This window comes from Desulfuromonas sp. DDH964 (assembly GCF_001611275.1).
Taxonomy (GTDB): Bacteria; Desulfobacterota; Desulfuromonadia; order Desulfuromonadales; family DDH964; genus DDH964.
This window is the reverse complement of sequence record NZ_CP015080.1, coordinates 1-17,443: the sequence shown is the minus strand read 5'-3', so window position 1 is coordinate 17,443 and position 17,443 is coordinate 1. Positions and strand designations below refer to the sequence as shown.

Annotated in this window: 13 protein-coding genes; 1 reads left to right on the top strand and 12 read right to left on the bottom strand. The window is 57.5% G+C overall.

Features of this window, described 5'->3' with window-relative positions:
* Positions 1–13 precede the first annotated feature (13 nt).
* Both pyk and DBW_RS00060 read right to left on the bottom strand, forming a co-directional pair.
* Complete coding sequence (gene pyk, locus DBW_RS00065) at positions 14–1,462, bottom strand: pyruvate kinase (RefSeq protein ID WP_066722440.1); 1,449 nt, start codon at positions 1,460–1,462, stop codon at positions 14–16.
* 64 nt (positions 1,463–1,526) lie between these two features.
* Positions 1,527–1,850, bottom strand: coding sequence for a cytochrome C (locus DBW_RS00060; protein WP_066722437.1), 324 nt, complete (start codon positions 1,848–1,850; stop codon positions 1,527–1,529).
* A 178-nt stretch (positions 1,851–2,028) separates the two neighbouring features.
* On the opposite strand from DBW_RS00060, the gene DBW_RS00055 reads away from it, so the two are divergent.
* Positions 2,029–4,434 carry a penicillin-binding protein 1A gene (locus DBW_RS00055; protein ID WP_066722433.1) on the top strand — a complete coding sequence of 802 codons (2,406 nt, stop codon included), beginning with the start codon at positions 2,029–2,031 and terminating at the stop codon, positions 4,432–4,434.
* A 64-nt stretch (positions 4,435–4,498) separates the two neighbouring features.
* On the opposite strand, the gene nth is transcribed toward DBW_RS00055, so the two are convergent.
* The 10 genes from nth to dnaA form a co-directional block, all read right to left on the bottom strand.
* Complete coding sequence (gene nth / locus DBW_RS00050) at positions 4,499–5,152, bottom strand: endonuclease III (protein ID WP_066722430.1); 654 nt, start codon at positions 5,150–5,152, stop codon at positions 4,499–4,501.
* Between the two features lie 61 nt (positions 5,153–5,213).
* Entirely contained in the window at positions 5,214–5,945 is a 732-nt protein-coding gene (locus DBW_RS00045; RefSeq protein WP_066722427.1) for an endonuclease/exonuclease/phosphatase family protein, read from the bottom strand.
* A gap of 47 nt (positions 5,946–5,992) precedes the next feature.
* Complete coding sequence (locus DBW_RS00040) at positions 5,993–6,556, bottom strand: peptidylprolyl isomerase (RefSeq protein ID WP_066722425.1); 564 nt, start codon at positions 6,554–6,556, stop codon at positions 5,993–5,995.
* A gap of 40 nt (positions 6,557–6,596) precedes the next feature.
* Positions 6,597–7,598: an NAD(P)H-dependent glycerol-3-phosphate dehydrogenase gene (locus tag DBW_RS00035; RefSeq protein WP_066729556.1), complete on the bottom strand. Its 1,002-nt coding sequence runs from the start codon at positions 7,596–7,598 to the stop codon at positions 6,597–6,599.
* Between the two features lie 47 nt (positions 7,599–7,645).
* On the bottom strand, positions 7,646–8,527 hold the full coding sequence (locus tag DBW_RS00030) for a tol-pal system YbgF family protein (RefSeq protein ID WP_066722423.1): 882 nt from the start codon (positions 8,525–8,527) through the stop codon (positions 7,646–7,648).
* On the bottom strand, positions 8,460–10,964 hold the full coding sequence (gyrA, locus tag DBW_RS00025) for a DNA gyrase subunit A (protein ID WP_066722421.1): 2,505 nt from the start codon (positions 10,962–10,964) through the stop codon (positions 8,460–8,462). The genes DBW_RS00030 and gyrA overlap by 68 nt, the downstream gene beginning before the upstream one ends.
* A gap of 102 nt (positions 10,965–11,066) precedes the next feature.
* Positions 11,067–13,454, bottom strand: coding sequence for a DNA topoisomerase (ATP-hydrolyzing) subunit B (gyrB, locus tag DBW_RS00020; RefSeq protein ID WP_066722418.1), 2,388 nt, complete (start codon positions 13,452–13,454; stop codon positions 11,067–11,069).
* A 16-nt stretch (positions 13,455–13,470) separates the two neighbouring features.
* On the bottom strand, positions 13,471–14,559 hold the full coding sequence (gene recF, locus DBW_RS00015) for a DNA replication/repair protein RecF (protein ID WP_082820080.1): 1,089 nt from the start codon (positions 14,557–14,559) through the stop codon (positions 13,471–13,473).
* A 69-nt stretch (positions 14,560–14,628) separates the two neighbouring features.
* On the bottom strand, positions 14,629–15,747 hold the full coding sequence (gene dnaN / locus DBW_RS17905; protein WP_082820079.1) for a DNA polymerase III subunit beta: 1,119 nt from the start codon (positions 15,745–15,747) through the stop codon (positions 14,629–14,631).
* 231 nt (positions 15,748–15,978) lie between these two features.
* A complete protein-coding gene (dnaA, locus tag DBW_RS00005) occupies positions 15,979–17,334 on the bottom strand; it encodes a chromosomal replication initiator protein DnaA (protein ID WP_066729553.1) in 1,356 nt (451 codons plus the stop codon).
* Positions 17,335–17,443 lie beyond the last annotated feature (109 nt).

Genomic DNA, 17,443 nt, shown 5'->3' with positions numbered 1-17,443 from the left:
CCAAAATGGCCTGCTAGTGGACTTCGTAAAACTCGCCGGTGCCGAGGCGGTGGATCTTGAGCAGGTTGGTGGTTCCCGGTGCCGAGACCGGACTCCCCATGGTGATCACCACCACCTCCCCTTTTTTCAGCACCCCGGCCGCCAGCACCGCATCCTCGACGGAACGGATCTGGGTTTCGGTATCGCCGGCGATATCGACCCGGATCGAGCGGACTCCGCCAAACAGGGCCAGGCGCCGCCGCACCGCCTGCGACGGCGTCACGGCGTAGACCGGCATGTCCGGGCGGTACTTGGCGACCAGCGCCGCGGTGCTGCCGGTCTGGGTGAAGGCGAGGATGGCGGTGGCGCCGACACTCTCGGCGACCCGGCAGGCGGCCTGGCCGATCGCCTCCGGGAGCCGGCGGTAACCGCGGATTTCGGGAATCGGGTGAAAAACCTTCGCCTTCAGTTCGGGATCGGCCTCGACATCCTCGGCGACCCTGACCATCAGGGAGACCGCCTCGACCGGGTAGCGCCCGGAGGCGGTCTCGGCAGAAAGCATCACCGCGTCGGTGCCGTCGAGAATGGCGTTGGCGACATCGGAGGTTTCGGCCCGGGTCGGGCGTGGATGCTCGATCATGCTCTCTAGCATCTGCGTCGCCGTGATCACCGGCTTGCCGGCCTCGTTGCACTTGCGGATGATCCGTTTCTGGATCAGCGGCACCTTCTCCGGGCGCATCTCGACGCCCAGATCGCCACGGGCGACCATGATGCCGTCGGCGGCCTCGAGGATGGCGTCGAAGTCCGTCACCGCCTCCGGTTTTTCGATCTTGGCAATCACCTGGAGGGAGGACTTCTCCCGCAGCAACAATTCCTTGAGTTCCAGCACATCGCTCGCGCTGCGCACAAAGGAGAGGGCGAGGTAATCGATCTCCCGGCCGATGCAGAAGGCGAGATCCTCGCGGTCCTTGGCGGTCAGCGCCGGCGCCGAAACGGCAACGCCGGGGAGGTTGATCCCCTTGCGATCCTTGAGCAGGCCGCCGACCACGACCCGGCAGCGCACCTCGCTGCCGGTGCTGGCGAGGACCTCGAATTCGAGCAGGCCGTCATCGAGCAGAATCCGGTTCCCCGTGCGCACGTCCCCGGGCAGTTCCGCGTAGGTGGTCGGTATCAGGCCATCGGCGCCGAGGACGTCCCGGGTGGTGATCGTCACTTCCTGGCCGGCAACCAGCTCCATCCCTGGTCCGGCCATCTTCCCGGTACGGATCTTCGGGCCCTGCAGGTCGGCCAGGATCGCCACGGCCCGCCGGCGCCGCCGGGAGAGATCCCGGATCCGCCCGATCAGCAATTCCTTGGTCGCCAGGTCGCCATGGCTGAAATTGAGCCGAAAGACATCGGCGCCTGCTGCCATCAACGCCTCGAGTCCCGCCTCCGACTCACAGGCGGGGCCGACGGTGGCGACTATCTTGGTGCGACGGAACATGGGTCCTCCAAAAAACGGCCCTCCCGACGCGGGGGAGGGCGGAAATGGCTCGGGGGCAGCCGGCTCAGTGATGGTAGCGCCCCTGGTATTCGCTGTGGGCCTTGTCCGGCCCCTTGTGGCAGCGGAAACAGCGCTGTTCGGTAATCTTCTTTTCTTCCAGCGGCATGGTCTCGGGCCGGGCGACACTTTCCGGTCTTTGCCAGGCAAGACGGCCGCTTTCATCGTTGAGGGTGACCGGCTGGTAGGCGACCTGCCAGTCATAGCTGATCGCCACCGTGTGGCACTGCTCGCAACCGCCGGGCGGCGGAATCGCCGTCCAGGAACGAAACATGCCACACCCCCAAACCGCCAGAGAGAGGACCAGGAACAGGGCTGCACTGCGTTTCATGTATCCTCCTCGACTCTCGCTGTAGACCCCCGGCGTCAACCGGTTCACGCGCTGGCCCAGACACCCGAAGACCGGTGCAAACTATACCACAGCGCCGCCGCACCCGCCAATGGCAAACCTTGCCCCGGCGCCGGCCCCTGTGCTATAAATCGAGCTTTGCCTGCGAGGTCGGTCTCCCATGAAACTGCAACGCCTGTTGCGCCATACCCTGCTAGCCGGCGGCGTCTGCTTTCTGCTCGGCTGCAGCCTGCTCCTTGGCGCCTATCTCTACGTCTCCAGCTCCCTCCCCAAGGTCGACACCCTTGCCGACTACCGGCCGCCGATCATCACCCGCGTCTACAGCGACGACGGCACCGTCATCGCCGAGTTCTCCCGGGAACGGCGGATTGTCGTTCCGGTGGAACGGATGCCGCGCCAGTTGATCCAGGCCTTTGTTTCAGCGGAAGATTCGAACTTTTTCCACCATCAGGGGATCGATCTGATCTCCATCCTGCGCGCGGCGATCAAGAACGTCCTCGCTGGTGGCATTGTCCAGGGCGGGAGCACCATCACCCAGCAGGTGGCGAAGAGCCTTCTCCTCACTCCGGAGAAAAAGTTCTCCCGGAAGTTCAAGGAAGCGATCCTAGCCTGGCGGATGGAGAAAACCCTCTCCAAGGAGGACATCCTCTACCTCTACCTCAACCAGATTTACCTCGGCCACGGCGCCTACGGTGTCCAGGCGGCGGCCGAGAACTATTTTGACAAGAACGTCGAGGAGCTGAATCTGGCCGAGTGCGCCATGCTTGCCGGCCTCCCCCAGGCCCCGAGCCGCTATTCCCCCTACCAGCACTTCAGTCGCGCCAAGGAACGCCAGAAGTACGTACTCGGACGACTGGTCGCCGACGACTACATCACCCCACTTCAGGCACAGATGGCGGAGAGTCAGGAACTGACCATCCACGCCCGGGTCAACAGCCACATCAGCGAGGCCGCCTATTTCACCGAACAGGTGCGGCGCTACCTCGAAGGTCGTTACGGTGAAGAGGTGCTCTACAGCGCCGGGCTGGAGATCCACACCAGCATGAACCTGGCGATGCAGCAGGCGGCGCAGCGGGCGGTGCAGGATAACCTGCGCGACCACGACAAGCGCTATGGCTATCGGGGCCCGCTGCGGATTCTTACAGCGGAAAATGAATCCGCCTTTCTGCAAAGCGAGGCAGCGGACAAGGCCCGCAACCTGCCGGTGGTCGGCGACTACCGCGAAGCGCTGTTAACCGGCCAGCAGGGGAACCTGCTCCAGGTCGTCATCGCCGGCCGCCCGGGAGTGATCGACATCGACTCCTGCCGCTGGGCCGGACCGCCCCAGGTGGTCCCCCGCGGCCAGCCGGCCAGGGGGAATGTCGATGGTGGCCAAGCCCGGCTCCCCATCGGGTCCGTTCTCCAGGTCAAGCTCCTCGCCATCCCCGAGCAGGGTCCGTTGCAGCTTGCCCTCGACCAGGAACCACTGGCCCAGGGGGCGCTGGTGGCCCTCGACCCCCAATCCGGCCAGGTCAAGGCCATGGTTGGCGGCTACGACTTCGCCCAAAGCCAGTTCAACCGTGTCATCCAGGCTCGCCGGCTTCCCGGTTCGGCGATCAAGCCGATCATTTATGCTGCGGCCCTCGACAAGGGGTATACCCCGGCGACAGTTATTCTCGACACCCCGGTTATTTACAAGGAGAAGAATGAAAGCGGCGAGGAGACCGAGTGGAAACCGAAAAATTATGGTGAGGAGTTCACCGGGGCGATGACTTTCCGCTCGGCCCTGACCCACTCGGCCAACGTTATCACCATCAAAATCCTCGAAGATATCGGCGTTGGCTACGCCGCCAACTATGCCCGCAACCTCGGGATCACCTCGCCGATCGACCGCGACCTGACCCTGGCGCTCGGCTCTTCGGCGCTCACCCCTCTCGAACTGGCGACGGCCTATTCGGTCTTCGCCAGTGGCGGCATCCGTCACACTCCGACCTACATCACCCGGATTCTCGACCGCGACGGCAAGATCCTCGAATCGAACGATCCCGGCGACTTCCCCGGCGGCCCCGGTCCCGGTCAGGAGCTGATCCAGCAAAGTGCCGAGCGGGTGATCTCCCCGGAGACCGCCTACCTCGTCACCAACCTGATGGAGAGCGTCGTCCGCAACGGTACCGGCTGGCGCGCCAAGGCCCTCGGGCGGCCGGTCGCCGGCAAGACCGGCACCACCAACGACCTCAAGGATGCCTGGTTCGCCGGCTTTGTTCCCCAACTGGTGGCCGTTTCCTGGGTCGGCTACGATCAGGAGCGCCCCCTCGGTAAGCAGGAGACCGGCAGCAAGGCGGCGGCTCCGGCCTGGGTCGCCTTCATGGAAGAGGCGACCCGGCAATTTCCGGCCATCGATTTTCCGGTTCCCGACGACATCCAGTTCCGCCCCGTCGACCCCGCAACCGGCCTGCTCGCCATGGAAGACAACCCCGAAGCCACCATCGAGGCCTTCGCCCCCGGCACGGCACCGACCCGCTATGCCCTTGACGAAAAAAAGCCGAAAGCCCGGGATTTTTTCCGCCTCGACCTCGAAGATCGCTGACACCAAAAAAGCCAGCCCGCGGTATTTTACCGCGGGCTGGCCGCCCTTCCCCTATCCTCCTCGACTAGCGCGACCTCTTCACCCCGCAACGGGGACAGCGGTCCTGCAGCGGACATTGACTGCAATGCGGCGTCGGCGCCTTGCATAGCGCGCGGCCGTGATGAATCAGCAGATGCGCGGCCTGGGTCCAGTCGGCCTCCGGCAGGAGATCCATCAACTCCCGTTCGACCTTCTCCGGTTCCGTTTGGCAGGTCCAGCCGAGCCGAAAGGCGATCCGCTTGACATGGGTATCAACCACCATGCCGGGAATTTCAAAGGCGTTGCCGAGGACAACATTGGCGGTTTTGCGCCCCACCCCCGGCAGGGCCGTCAGGGCCGCCAGGCTTTGCGGGACTTCCCCGCCATGCCTGGCGAGCAGGGCCGTCGCACAGCCTTGCAGGTTCTTCGCCTTGGTACGAAAAAATCCGCTGGAGCGGATCAGGTTCTCCACTTCCTCCGGTGCTGCCGCCGCCATGGCCGCCGGGGTCGGAAGGCGACGGAAGAGTTCCGGGGTCACCTGGTTGACCCGCACATCGGTGCACTGGGCCGAAAGGATCGTCGCTACCAGCAGCTCCCAGGGGGTGCGGTAGTTCAAGGCACAGGCGGCGTCCGGATAGGTCTGCGCCAGGATCTCCAAAATCTCAGCTGCCTGCCTTCGTCGCACCTTGCCGCCCGTCATCCGCTCTCCCGGCCGCGAGATCGTTTACCCCTCGCCCTTGTCGTATCCCCTGCCAATGCGGTCAGCCCGGGGCCGCCTCCATCCGTCCGGGCTTGAGCTTTTCGAGGCGCAGATAATGCCGGGGATCGACAATCTGCACCGTCAGCACCAGTGGCAGATGACTGGAAGCGAACCGCGCCGGCGGGTGGCACTGGACAGTCGCCTCCAGCACCCGGACCGCCCCCATCAGATAAGCCCGGTCCCGTCCGGCCAGGGGGAGTCGTGCCGGATAGGTGGCGCGCCAGAGGGGACGTCGCACCTGGCGCAGCATCATGTTCAGGTCGAAATTTCCGGCCCCCCACCAGAAGTCGCCGAAATCGCCCAGGACCAGGCAGGGGCAACCGAGGGAGTTGCTGGCGAGCAGTTCCGGGCCGAGCAGCCGGGTGATCTGCTGCCGGCGCAGCTCGGGAGCACTGGAGAGGCGCAGGTTGAAGAGGTGCAGGCGTTTGCCACCGAGGTCGACATCACCACGCAGGCAACGGCCACCACCAAGATCGTGGGCCCGCAAACCGGAGATGGGGTAGTAGGAAAGGAAAGCGTTTTCAGGCCAGGCCGGGTCGGCGTAGGCGCGCATTCCCAGGCGATCGGCAAGGAGTTTGAGCTGACCGGAATCGGCCGAGGCATCGATTTCCTGGAGAGCGACAATGTCCGGCGCGCCATCGGAAATCACGTCGATTACCCGCCCGGGATCGACCCGCCCGTCATTTCCGCGGCAGGAGCGGACATTATAGGTCATGATGCGGAAGGTAGCCATCCGCGCTCCCTTCGCCGGCTTGCTGCGGAATGGCATTCCGACCGGGTTCAGTTCTTCAGTCGTTCCAGGGTGAGGATGGTAACCGGTTCTACCGGCATGTTTTGAAACACGGCATTGACCGACCGGGTCGGCACCTTGGCAATCCGGTCCACCACGTCCATGCCGGCCACGACCCGGCCAAAGACGGCATAACCGAAACCCCGGGCATCTTCCCCCTTGTGATCGAGGAAGTCATTATCCTTGAGATTGATGAAGAACTGGTTGGTGGCTGAATCAACCATGGAGGTGCGCGCCATGGCGATGGTGCCCCGCTGGTTCTTCAGGCCGTTGCCGGCCTCGTTCTTGATCGGCGCCTCGGTAGGACGCCGCTGCCGTTCCGCATCGAACCCTCCCCCCTGGATCATGAAACCATCAATGACGCGATGAAAGATGGTGCCGTTATAGGCGCCGCTGTCGACATAGGCAAGGAAGTTTTTGACCGACACGGGGGCCTTGGCGGCGTCAAGCTCGAGGGTGATATCCCCGAGGTTGGTTTTCATCAGCACCTTGGGGCCGGCCCAGGCCGGGGCGGCCAGCAAGAGACAGGCAAGGATCAGCAAGAGGCGTTTCATGGTCATTATCTCCCTGGTGGCGGCCCTAGCGGGCCGAAGGTCAGAGTCCTTCCGGTTTCAGTTCCCGCAGCATTAACTCACTCACTGCCTGCCGCGGGCTCTTCCCCTGGTAGAGGATGCGGTACATCTGTGCGGTAATCGGCACTTCGACACCAAGTCTGACAGCCAACTGATAGGCGGAGAGCGTCGTCTTGACCCCTTCAGCGACCATCGTCATGCCGGCAAGAATATCTTCGAGGCTGCGGCCCCGGCCGAGTTCCATGCCGACGCTGCGGTTACGGGAGAGGTCGCCGGTACAGGTGAGGACGAGGTCACCCATTCCGGCCAGCCCGGCGAAGGTGGCAGGTTGGGCGCCAAGGGCAAGACCAAGCCGGGTCATCTCGGCAAGACCACGGGTAATCAGGGCGGCACGGGTGTTGTGACCGAAGCCGAGGCCATCGGAAACTCCGGCCGCCAGGGCGATGACGTTCTTCAGCGCACCGCCGAGCTCAATGCCGATCACATCGTCATTGGTATAGACACGAAATGCGGCCGTACTGAACACTTCCTGGGCCGCTCGGCAGATGGCCGGATTTTCAGCGGCGATCGCCACAGCGGTCGGCATCTCCGCCGCCACCTCCCGGGCGAAGGAAGGGCCGGAGAGAAAAGCGAGGCGCTCTGCCAGGGGTGCGGGAAGGGTCTCGGCGAGGACCTGCGACATCAATTGCAGGGTCTCGTTTTCAATCCCCTTCGCCGCCGAAACGATCAGGGTCCCGGGCGCGATATGGGTCGCGGCCTGCTCCACCACCCGCCGCATCACCTGGGAAGGGGGGACCAGCAACAGCAGGTCCCTGCCGGCGACGACCTCGGCCAGGTCGTTGGAAAAGGCGAGCCCGTCGGCCAGCGGGAACCCCGGGAGAAAGAGGTCATTCTCGCGGGTCTTCCGCATCCGCTCCACCAGGTCCGCTTCGAAGGCCCAGAGGGTGACGCTATAGTGTTTTTTGGCCAACAGGTTGGCGAGGGTCGTCCCCCAGCTGCCGGCCCCGACCACCCCGATCTTCAGAGTCCCCGGATTGGGTTCTGCACTCTTCACGGATCACTCCTCGATTTTCATATCGCCTTTTTCTTCTTGCGAATCCGTTCCTTTACCTGCTCGATCCGCTTCTGGAGAATTTCGGGATTCGGATAGACTCCACGCAGCTGCTCCAGGACCTTCAACGCATCGAGGAGCCGCTCACCATCCTCGAGAACGGCCGCCAGACCAAAGCGGGCTTCGATGGCAAAAGGGTCATCCGGCCACTCCCGGATCACCGCGCGATAATCCGCTTCGGCCTCCTTTAATTCCCCTTCCAGCGCAAAGGTGGTGGCGATCCGGAACCGGACCTGGGGAAGCAGGGGGCTCTGGGGCCAGGTCTTGAACAGGCTTTCAAATTCGATCCGCGCCTGTTCGAAATTATTCAGCCGAAAATAGGTGTCCCCCAGTTCGTACTGAACCCGGTCACCATCTTCCACGCCGCTATCGAGAAGCTTCTGGTAGGCAACGACCGCCCGCGAATAGTCCCGAAGGCGGTATTTATAGATCTCGGCGATCTTCCTGCGGGCGCTCGATGCCGACTCGCTGTCGGGAAAATCCTTTTCGACCAGCAAATAGGTCAGGAGGGCTTCCGGATAACGCTGCTGGTAGAGGTTGAGAACCTCGCCGGCTTCGAAGAGTGCCTGGGGGGCGAGATAAAAACTCGGGTGGTGCTGGTAGATACGCTGAAAAGCCGCTACCGCGGTCGCGTAGTCTCCCTCCTCGACCAGTTCCTGCGCCTGCTGGAAATCCTTTTCCAGCATCCCGTCGAGATTGTACAGGTAAAAGGCTGCCCCCGCAAACAGGAGGATCAGCAGGGCGAGGATTCCGGTTACCAGCAGCCGGTGGCGCTTAGAGTTCTTCCTCCGCCTCCTCAGCTCCTCCCGCAAAATCTTCTTCTGCAGCTTCCGGATCTCCATTTTCCTCATCCTTCTCGGCGAGCTTGGCGACGGCGACAATGCGCTCGCCCGATTCCAGAACCATCAACCGTACCCCCTGGGTATTGCGGCCGATGATCGAAAGATCGCCCACTGCAGTGCGCAGTACCTTGCCCCGGTCGGTAATGAACATCAGGTCCGAATCTTCATCGCACAGTTTGATGTCGACGACCTGGCCATTGCGTTCGGAGGTTTTGATGGTGATGATCCCCTTGCCGCCACGGCTTTGCACCCGGTATTCATCGAGCGCCGTACGCTTGCCATAACCATTTTCCGTCACCGTCACCAGGGTCGAGGCCGTGGCGTCGGTTACGGTCTCCATCCCGATCAGCTGCTCGTTCTCCTCCAACATCATGCCGCGCACCCCACGCGCCGTGCGTCCCATGGGACGGACATCGGTTTCGGGAAAGCGAATCGATTTCCCGCCGCGGCTGGCGAGGAGAATATCCATGTTGCCGTCGGTGAGGCGGGCGGCGATCAGGCGGTCCCCCTCGTCGATGGTCAGGGCGATAATGCCGCCGACCCGGGGGTTGGAATAGGCCATCAGCTCGGTCTTCTTGATGGTGCCGTTCTGGGTCGCGGTAATGATGAATTTGCCGTCGACGAACTCCTTGACCGGAAGGATCGTCATCACCTGCTCACCGGCCGCCAACTGCAACAGGTTGACGATCGCCTTGCCGCGGGAAGCGCGCCCCCCCTGGGGAATCTCGTGGACCTTGAGCCAGTACACCTTGCCCATGTCGGTGAAGATCAGGATATAGGAGTGGGTCGACGCGATGAAGAGGCGCTCGACGAAATCCTCTTCCTTGGGGCGCATTCCGGTCTTTCCCTTGCCGCCGCGCCGTTGGGCCCGGTAGAGGGAGACGGCGTTGCGCTTGATATAACCGCTGTGGCTGACCGTCACCACCATATCTTCTTCAACGATCAGGTCTTCCAGGGAGAGTTCGCCGGTCTTGGCAACGATCTCGGTACGGCGGGCGTCGCCGAATTTTTCCCGGATATCCTGTAATTCCTCGCGGATGATCCGGAAAATTTCCACCTCGCTGGCGAGGATTTCCTTGAGACGGGCAATCAAGGCGAGAATTTCATTGTACTCGGCCATGATCTTGTCACGTTCCAGCCCGGTCAGGCGGTGCAGGCGCATATCGAGGATCGCCTGGGCCTGCAGGTCGGAAAAACTGAAGCGCTGCATCAACCTCTCTTTGGCCTCGGGCGAATTGGCGCTGGTCTTGATGATCTGGATCACTTCATCGAGGTTCTCCAGTGCAATCTTGAGCCCTTCGAGAATGTGAGCCCGGGCCTCGGCCTTTTTCAGTTCGAAAATGCAGCGCCGGGTGACGATCTCCTTGCGATGGTCGAGGAAACGGTCGAGGACTTCCCGCAAGGTCAGCACCCGCGGCTGCCCGCCGACGATGGCAAGCATGATGATACCGAAGGAGGCCTGCATCTGGGTCATCTTGTAAAGCTGGTTGAGGATCACCTGGGGGATACAGTCCCGCTTCAGCTCGATGACGATGCGCATCCCCTCCCGGTCCGATTCGTCGCGCAGATCGGAAATTCCCTCGATCTTCTTCTCCTTGACCAGGTCGGCGATCTTCTCGATCAATCGCGCCTTGTTGACCTGGAAAGGGATTTCGGTGACGACGATCGCCTGGCGCTCGCTCTTCTTCTGGGTTTCGACCAGCGCCCGTGCCCGCATCTGGATGATGCCGCGCCCACTGGAATAGGCCTCGCGGATCCCTTCGCGGCCGAGGATGAAGCCGCCGGTGGGAAAGTCGGGCCCCGGCACCAGCCGCAACAGGTCATCGAAATCGAGGGTCGGGTTGTCGATGATGGCGACCAGGGCATCGATCACTTCCCCCAGATTGTGGGGCGGGATCTTGGTGGCCATGCCGACGGCGATACCTTCCGAACCATTGACCAGCAGGTTGGGAAACTTGCAGGGGAGGACCAGGGGTTCCTGCAGGGAGTCGTCATAGTTGGGGCCGAAGGCGACCGTCTCCTTGTCGATGTCGGCAAGCAGTTCGGCCGCCAGCTTGGCCATGCGCACCTCGGTGTAGCGCATTGCCGCTGCCGAATCGCCATCGATCGATCCGAAGTTCCCCTGGCCGTCGACCAGCTGGTAGCGCATCGAGAAGTCCTGGGCCATGCGGACGATGGTATCGTAGACCGCCGAATCGCCATGGGGGTGAAATTTACCGATCACATCACCAACGACGCGGGCGGACTTCTTGTAGGGCTTGTTCCATTCGTTGCCCAGTTCGCTCATGGCGTAGAGAACCCGGCGATGGACCGGCTTGAGACCGTCGCGAACGTCGGGCAGGGCCCGGCCGACGATAACGCTCATGGCATAGTCCATGTAGGACTTGCGCATCTCGTCTTCAATATTGACGCTGATCTTGTTTTGTTCAGAAAGCATTGATTTTCCTCCGGAAAATCAGTAACGCTGGGCAGGGATCAGGAACAGCGACAAAATATTCTGCCACCATCAGCCATTCGCCGTGCCGCACGTCCCGTCAGGTTAAATATCGAGGTTGGAAACGTTCAGGGCGTTGTTTTCGATAAACTCCCGGCGCGGCTCGACCTGGTCTCCCATCAGCACGGTAAAGATTTCATCGGCTTCCACGGCGTCTTCGATCTTGACCTGGAGCAGGACCCTCTTCTCCGGGTCCATGGTCGTCTCCCAGAGCTGTTCCGGATTCATCTCCCCCAGTCCCTTGTAACGCTGGATATATTGTCCTTTTTTGGCACGGTCAAGGAAAAATGAGAGCAGGTCCTGGCGATCGGTGATGACGGCCTCTTCCTTCCCTTCGCTCGAAACCAGGGCTCTCTCGTCGATACAGAGATCCTCGACCAGGCGATAGGCCTGGAGCAGCAACTTGTATTCGTGGGAGGAGAGATGTTCGAGAACGGTCTGGTCAATGCGGGCCCGGACGTTGCCAAGGGTGAAGAGGATGCGGGCCGGTTCTTCGAAAACCTGGAAACTGGCGCGGGGTTCGATCGCCTTCAATTTTTCCGCCAGGGGGTTGAGGTCCGCCATATCTGCAAAGCCGTTAAAGACTTTTCCTTGGACGAAAACCTTTAACACTTCGAGATTTACCCCCTTGTGGAGCATCTTTTCAAAATGGTTGTTGAAATCGATGATGTTGCGCAAGGTCGGAATAATCTGCTTACCGCGCATGACCTTGCCGCTCTTCTCCATCTGCAGGGTCATTCCCTCTACCCCTTCACCCAGCAGGTAATCGAGGAGGCCGGCTTCGTCCTTCAGGTAAATCTCCTTCTTGCCGCGCTTGGCCTTGTAAAGCGGAGGCTGGGCAATGTAAAGGTGGCCACGCTCGACCAATTCCACCATCTGCCGGAAGAAAAAGGTGAGGAGCAGGGTACGGATATGCGATCCGTCCACGTCGGCATCGGTCATGATGATGATGCGGTGGTAGCGCAGCTTGGACAGATCAAAATCATCCTTGCCGATACTGGTTCCCATTGCCGTGATCAGGGTCCGGATCTCGTTGGAGGTCAGCATCTTGTCGAACCGTGCTTTTTCGACATTAAGGATCTTCCCCTTCAGGGGCAGGATCGCCTGGTAGCGGCGGTCCCGTCCCTGCTTGGCGCTGCCGCCGGCGCTATCACCCTCGACCAGGTAAATTTCGCACAGGGACGGATCTTTTTCCTGGCAATCGGCGAGCTTTCCCGGCAGGGAGAGGCCATCGAGGGCACCCTTGCGGCGGGTCAGGTCCCGCGCCTTGCGCGCCGCCTCCCGGGCCCGCGCCGCCTCAATCCCTTTTTCAAGAATTTTTCGGGCAACCTGGGGGTTCTCTTCGAGGTAGGTGGCAAGTTTTTCGTTCAACAGCGACTCGACCTGCCCCTTGACCTCGGAGTTGCCGAGCTTGGTCTTGGTCTGGCCCTCGAACTGGGGGTCCTGGATTTTTACCGAGATGACGGCGGCCATCCCCTCGCGCAGGTCATCGCCGGAAATGGTCGCCTTCACGTTTTTGAAGAGATTGTTGGCGGTGGCGTAGGTGTTCATGGTCCGGGTCAGGGCCGCCTTGAAACCGATCAGGTGGGTGCCACCTTCGTGGGTGTTGATGTTGTTGGCAAAAGAGAAGATTTTTTCGTCGTAGCCGTCGTTGTACTGGATGGCAATCTCAATCTCCATCCCTTCCCGTTCCCCTTTGCAGAAAATCGGCTTGGCATGGAGCGGGGTTTTGGCGCGGTTGAGATACTCGACAAAGGAGGAGATCCCCCCTTCATAATGGAAATCGTGGCGCTTTTCGCTGCGCTCGTCGAGGATGTGAATCAGCACCCCACCGTTCAGAAAGGCGAGTTCACGCAGGCGCTGGGAGAGGGTTTCAAAGGAAAATTCCGTTGTTTCAAAAATCTGGGGATCGGGCCAGAAGGTGATCTTGGTCCCTCGCTTGATGGTTTCACCGTCCTCCAGCAGCGGTCCGGTCGGAACGCCCCGTTCGTAACTTTGGCGGTACACCAGGTTGTTGCGGCGGATTTCCAGATCGAGGCGAGCAGAGAGGGCGTTGACAACCGAGACACCGACCCCGTGCAAACCACCGGAAACCTTGTAACTGTCGCTATCGAACTTGCCACCGGCGTGGAGAACCGTCAAAACGACCTCGGCGGCGGGCTTCTTCTGGGTCGGATGCATCTCGACCGGAATTCCCCGCCCATTGTCCTCAACGGTCACCGAGCCATCCAAGTGAATCACCACCGAAACTTCATCACAATGTCCGGCCAGGGCTTCGTCGATGGAGTTGTCGACCACCTCGTAGACCAGGTGGTGCAAGCCAAGCGGGCCTGTCGATCCAATATACATGGCCGGACGCTTGCGTACCGCGGATAGTCCCTCAAGGACCTTGATGCTGTCCGCTCCATATTCTTTCTGTTTAATTTCGGTCATTTCATCCTCGATCTGGTTATGCGGGTTCCAGGGATCCGGCGTGAATTTGGAAGGTGCGGGCCTGGTTAAATCCTTCTTTCAGTAACGGTTGGAGATCGGTGGTGGTTATAAAAACCTGGCCTTTGCGGGCCAGCAAAAATCGGAAAAAAAATTCCTGGCGTTTATGATCAAGTTCTCCGGTCAGGTCATCCAGCAGCAGGATCGGCGATTCCCCGGTAAGGCCCTCAAGGTCCAGGATCTGAGCTGTTTTGAAGGCGAGCAGACAGGAGCGCTGCTGCCCCTGGGAGGCAAACTGGCGAACCGGTAAACCATCGACAATAAAGTGGGGGTCATCCCGATGGGGGCCTGCCAGGGTATTGCCAATACGACGCTCCAATTCAGCCTGCTGGTCGAATGAGAGGGTCAGTTCATGCTCCAGCTTTTCAAGGTTGGAATCCCCTTCGCGGTAAACCAGTTCAGCCACTTCCCGCTGCCCGCAAATCTGGTCATAAATTTCCTGGAAATGAGGGAGCAGGCGCTGGACAAACAAAAAACGCTGTCGTCTGATTAAAGCACCGCTACGAACCAGGCCGGCTGTCCAGGGTTCTATTTCAGTTTCGCCGCGCTGTTCTTTTAACAAACGGTTACGCTGGCGCAGAATTCGATCGAATTCCTGAGCCAGTGAGAGGTAAGCAGGGTCCGTCTGAAAAATTGCCCGGTCGATCAGGTTTCTGCGGCCGGCCGGAGCGCCTTTAACCAGGGCCACCTCTTCGGGTGCAAACAGAATGGGTCGCAGGCAACGAAAAAAGCTCTCCGGGTTGGTTACCCTTTTGCCGTTTAACTGGGCTTGTTTTCCCTTGGAATCGATGCCGATCAGTAGGGTATTGGAGACCCCCGCGGCGACGGTTTCCCCTCGGATCAACGCTCTTTCGTGCCCTTTTCTGATTAAATCCTCATTTTGGCTGCCGCGAAAACTTTTTAAAGTACCCAGCAGGTAAATCGCCTCCAGAAGATTGGTTTTACCCTGGGCGTTTTCTCCCCAGAAAATATTAAAAACAGGATCAGGGGCAAGATTGGTTAAATCAATATTTCTAAAATTAACAAGATGCAGACTTTTTAGGATCATGAACAGGTGCCCGTCATGAAAAAAGCCTTCTTAAAAGGCTTTTTCTTAAGCATCAGTGTCGCTACCTATTTACAGGCGCATTGGCATGACCACAGCCTGATAGGATTTGTCTTCTTCCGGTTGAAGCAAACCAGGAGAGAGATTATCCCGCAAATAAAGAACGATCCGTTGTTGAGTCTGAACCTGGAGGATGTCCATCAAATAACGGGCATTGAAGCCAATCGATATTTCAGGTCCTTGATAAACAACTTCCAATTCCTCCCTTGCATCACCAAGTTCTGGATTTGATGAAGAAATTTCTAAAATATCGTTTTTCAAAAGAAGTTTAACTCCTTTTGATTTTTCACTTGAAAGGACAGCCATTCGGCGCAATGCGTGAAAAAATAAATCACAGGAAATTGTAGCTGTGTAATCATTGTTTTTTGGAATAACTCGATTGTAATCAGGGAATTCCCCATCAACCAAACGCATTACAATAATGGTTTGGTCTTTTCTAATTACTGCATTGTTGTCCATAAAACCAAGATGAATATCACTTTCACCTTCTTCCGCCATTTTTCGTAGTTCCAATATTCCCTTTCGAGGGAATATTACTCCTTTTTTCAAATCAATAATTTCCTGATCTGAAACTTTTTTTTCTATTAAAGAAAGTCTATGTCCATCCGTTGCTACCAGACGAAGTAAATTTTCATTTTCGTTATTATTAATTTTAAAATAGATGCCATTTAAATTGTATTTACTTTCGTCCATTGAAATGGAGAAAGAAGTTTTTTCAATCATCTCTTTAATTATGGAACTTTTCAGAGATATAAATTGTTCTTTTTCAGGATAAGGAAAATACGGAAATTCATCTGGGGAGAGACCTACAATATTAAAAAGAGCTTTTCCGCATCTTATTTCTATCCAGCAGTTATCTTTTGCGAGAAAAGATACTTCCCGTTCCGGCAATTCTTTTACAATTTCAAATAATTTTTTCGCCGCCACCGTCACTTTTCCGACTTTGGAAACCCTGGCGGGATAGGTCGCACGAATCCCCACCTCCAGATCAGTCGCTGTGAGGAGAATACCCCCTTCATCAGCCTCAATGAGGACGTTGGCGAGAATCGGGATGGTATTTCTCTTTTCAACGATTCCCTGGATTCGAGCCAACCCCTTAAGAAAAACTTCCTTTTTGATAGTGAATTGCATATCGGCTCTCCTGTACACAGGACCTATAGACTAATAAAAATGATTTTAAAAAATAGCAGCAGTAGTATATGCCTGTGGATTTGTTGATGTCCAGTTCTTACACGCCTTGCGACTGGGTTTGTGCCTGTGGATAAGGTCCGGCTGTTAAACCGGCTTATCAAGGAAGAGGATAATAATTGAAAATAACGGTCATTTTATCCCCAGGTAACCCCGGCTGGGTCCACAGGTTATCTATTGGCTTAGGGTATTTTTAATGGCTGTCAAGGCACTTCGCAACTGGAGATCTTCAATCATGGCTTTTTCAATTTTTTTTATCGCATGGATTATCGTCGAGTGATCCTTGCCACCAAATTTTTCTCCGATATCGGGATAGGACATGGAGGTCATCTGGCGGGAAAGGTACATGGCCACCTGGCGAGGGAGGACCAGGGTTTTCAGTCTTTTTGGGGATTTCAAGTCGGCAATCTTAAGACCGTAATGACTGGCTACCGCTTTTTGAATTTCCTCGACCGTTAATTCCCTGTTTTTTTCTACCAGAATGTCTTTTAAAACCTCCCGGGCCATTTCCAGGGTCACCTTGGTTGAGGTCAGACTTGCAAAGGCGCCGATACGGATCAGAAAACCTTCCAGTTCGCGAACGTTGCTGCTCACCGAGTTTGCCAAAAATTGGGCTACATCTTCGGGTAAATCAATAAAATTGCTTTCAGCCTTCATTTTAAGAATTGCCAACTTTGTTTCAACATCGGGGGACTGAATATCTGCAATCAAACCCCATTCGAAACGTGATCTTAAGCGTTCTTCAAGGCCGGGAATCTCTTTCGGGAATTTATCGGAAGTGACTACAATCTGTTTATGGGACTCGTACAAAGAATTGAAAGTATGAAAAAACTCTTCCTGTGTTCTTTCTTTTCCAGCAATAAATTGAACATCGTCAATTAAAAGGACATCCATTGATCTGAATTTATTTCTGAATTCATCCATTTTTGCATAACGGAGTGAATTTATTAATTCATTCATAAATTTTTCAGAAGTATAGTAACAAACCTTCATTTCCGGGTTGCGGCTCAGAATTGCATTTCCTACCGCATTTATGAGGTGGGTTTTTCCCAGCCCAACCCCTCCATAGATAAACAGTGGATTATAAGTAGTTGCCGGGTTGTTGGCCACTGCCCGGGCGGCTGCATAGGCGAACTGATTTGAAGAACCGGAAACAAATTCATCAAAAACATATTTCGGGTTCAGATTATAGGAACCGTTCCACTCGCGTGGTAAGGTCTCCCTCACCGGTTCAACCGGTGAGGCGGGGTTAACCTTTTCATCCTTCGACTGGTGATTTCCTTTTTCTGGCAGGCTTGCAATCTGGAAGGTTATTTTATAGGAGACGGCACCAATCTGGGATACCGTTTCCTGAATCAGGCGGGCATAGTGGTCCCTTATCCAGTCAAAGAAGAAACGGTTGGGAACCTCGAGGATCAACAGGTCTTTTTTCAGGGATACAAATCGGACAGGTTTAATCCATGTCGAGAAATGCTGCGGATTAAGGGTCTTCTCAAGATGAGAGACTGTTTCTTGCCAGAGCTTGTTCATGGACATACCGAGGGAAAATTTAACGCCGGGGAATTGCGAAAAAAACCAAATAAAATAATCTTATCCACATACTTATAAACACTTGTGGATAAAAATATTTCTTGTTCTT

Coding starts and splice junctions, on each gene's coding strand:
- pyk (WP_066722440.1), bottom strand. CDS start 1,462: ATGTTCCGTCGCACCAAGATAGTCGCCACCGTCGGCCCCGCCTGTGAG.
- DBW_RS00060 (WP_066722437.1), bottom strand. CDS start 1,850: ATGAAACGCAGTGCAGCCCTGTTCCTGGTCCTCTCTCTGGCGGTTTGG.
- DBW_RS00055 (WP_066722433.1), top strand. CDS start 2,029: ATGAAACTGCAACGCCTGTTGCGCCATACCCTGCTAGCCGGCGGCGTC.
- nth (WP_066722430.1), bottom strand. CDS start 5,152: ATGACGGGCGGCAAGGTGCGACGAAGGCAGGCAGCTGAGATTTTGGAG.
- DBW_RS00045 (WP_066722427.1), bottom strand. CDS start 5,945: ATGGCTACCTTCCGCATCATGACCTATAATGTCCGCTCCTGCCGCGGA.
- DBW_RS00040 (WP_066722425.1), bottom strand. CDS start 6,556: ATGAAACGCCTCTTGCTGATCCTTGCCTGTCTCTTGCTGGCCGCCCCG.
- DBW_RS00030 (WP_066722423.1), bottom strand. CDS start 8,527: ATGGAGATCCGGAAGCTGCAGAAGAAGATTTTGCGGGAGGAGCTGAGG.
- gyrA (WP_066722421.1), bottom strand. CDS start 10,964: ATGCTTTCTGAACAAAACAAGATCAGCGTCAATATTGAAGACGAGATG.
- gyrB (WP_066722418.1), bottom strand. CDS start 13,454: ATGACCGAAATTAAACAGAAAGAATATGGAGCGGACAGCATCAAGGTC.
- recF (WP_082820080.1), bottom strand. CDS start 14,559: ATGATCCTAAAAAGTCTGCATCTTGTTAATTTTAGAAATATTGATTTA.
- dnaN (WP_082820079.1), bottom strand. CDS start 15,747: ATGCAATTCACTATCAAAAAGGAAGTTTTTCTTAAGGGGTTGGCTCGA.
- dnaA (WP_066729553.1), bottom strand. CDS start 17,334: ATGAACAAGCTCTGGCAAGAAACAGTCTCTCATCTTGAGAAGACCCTT.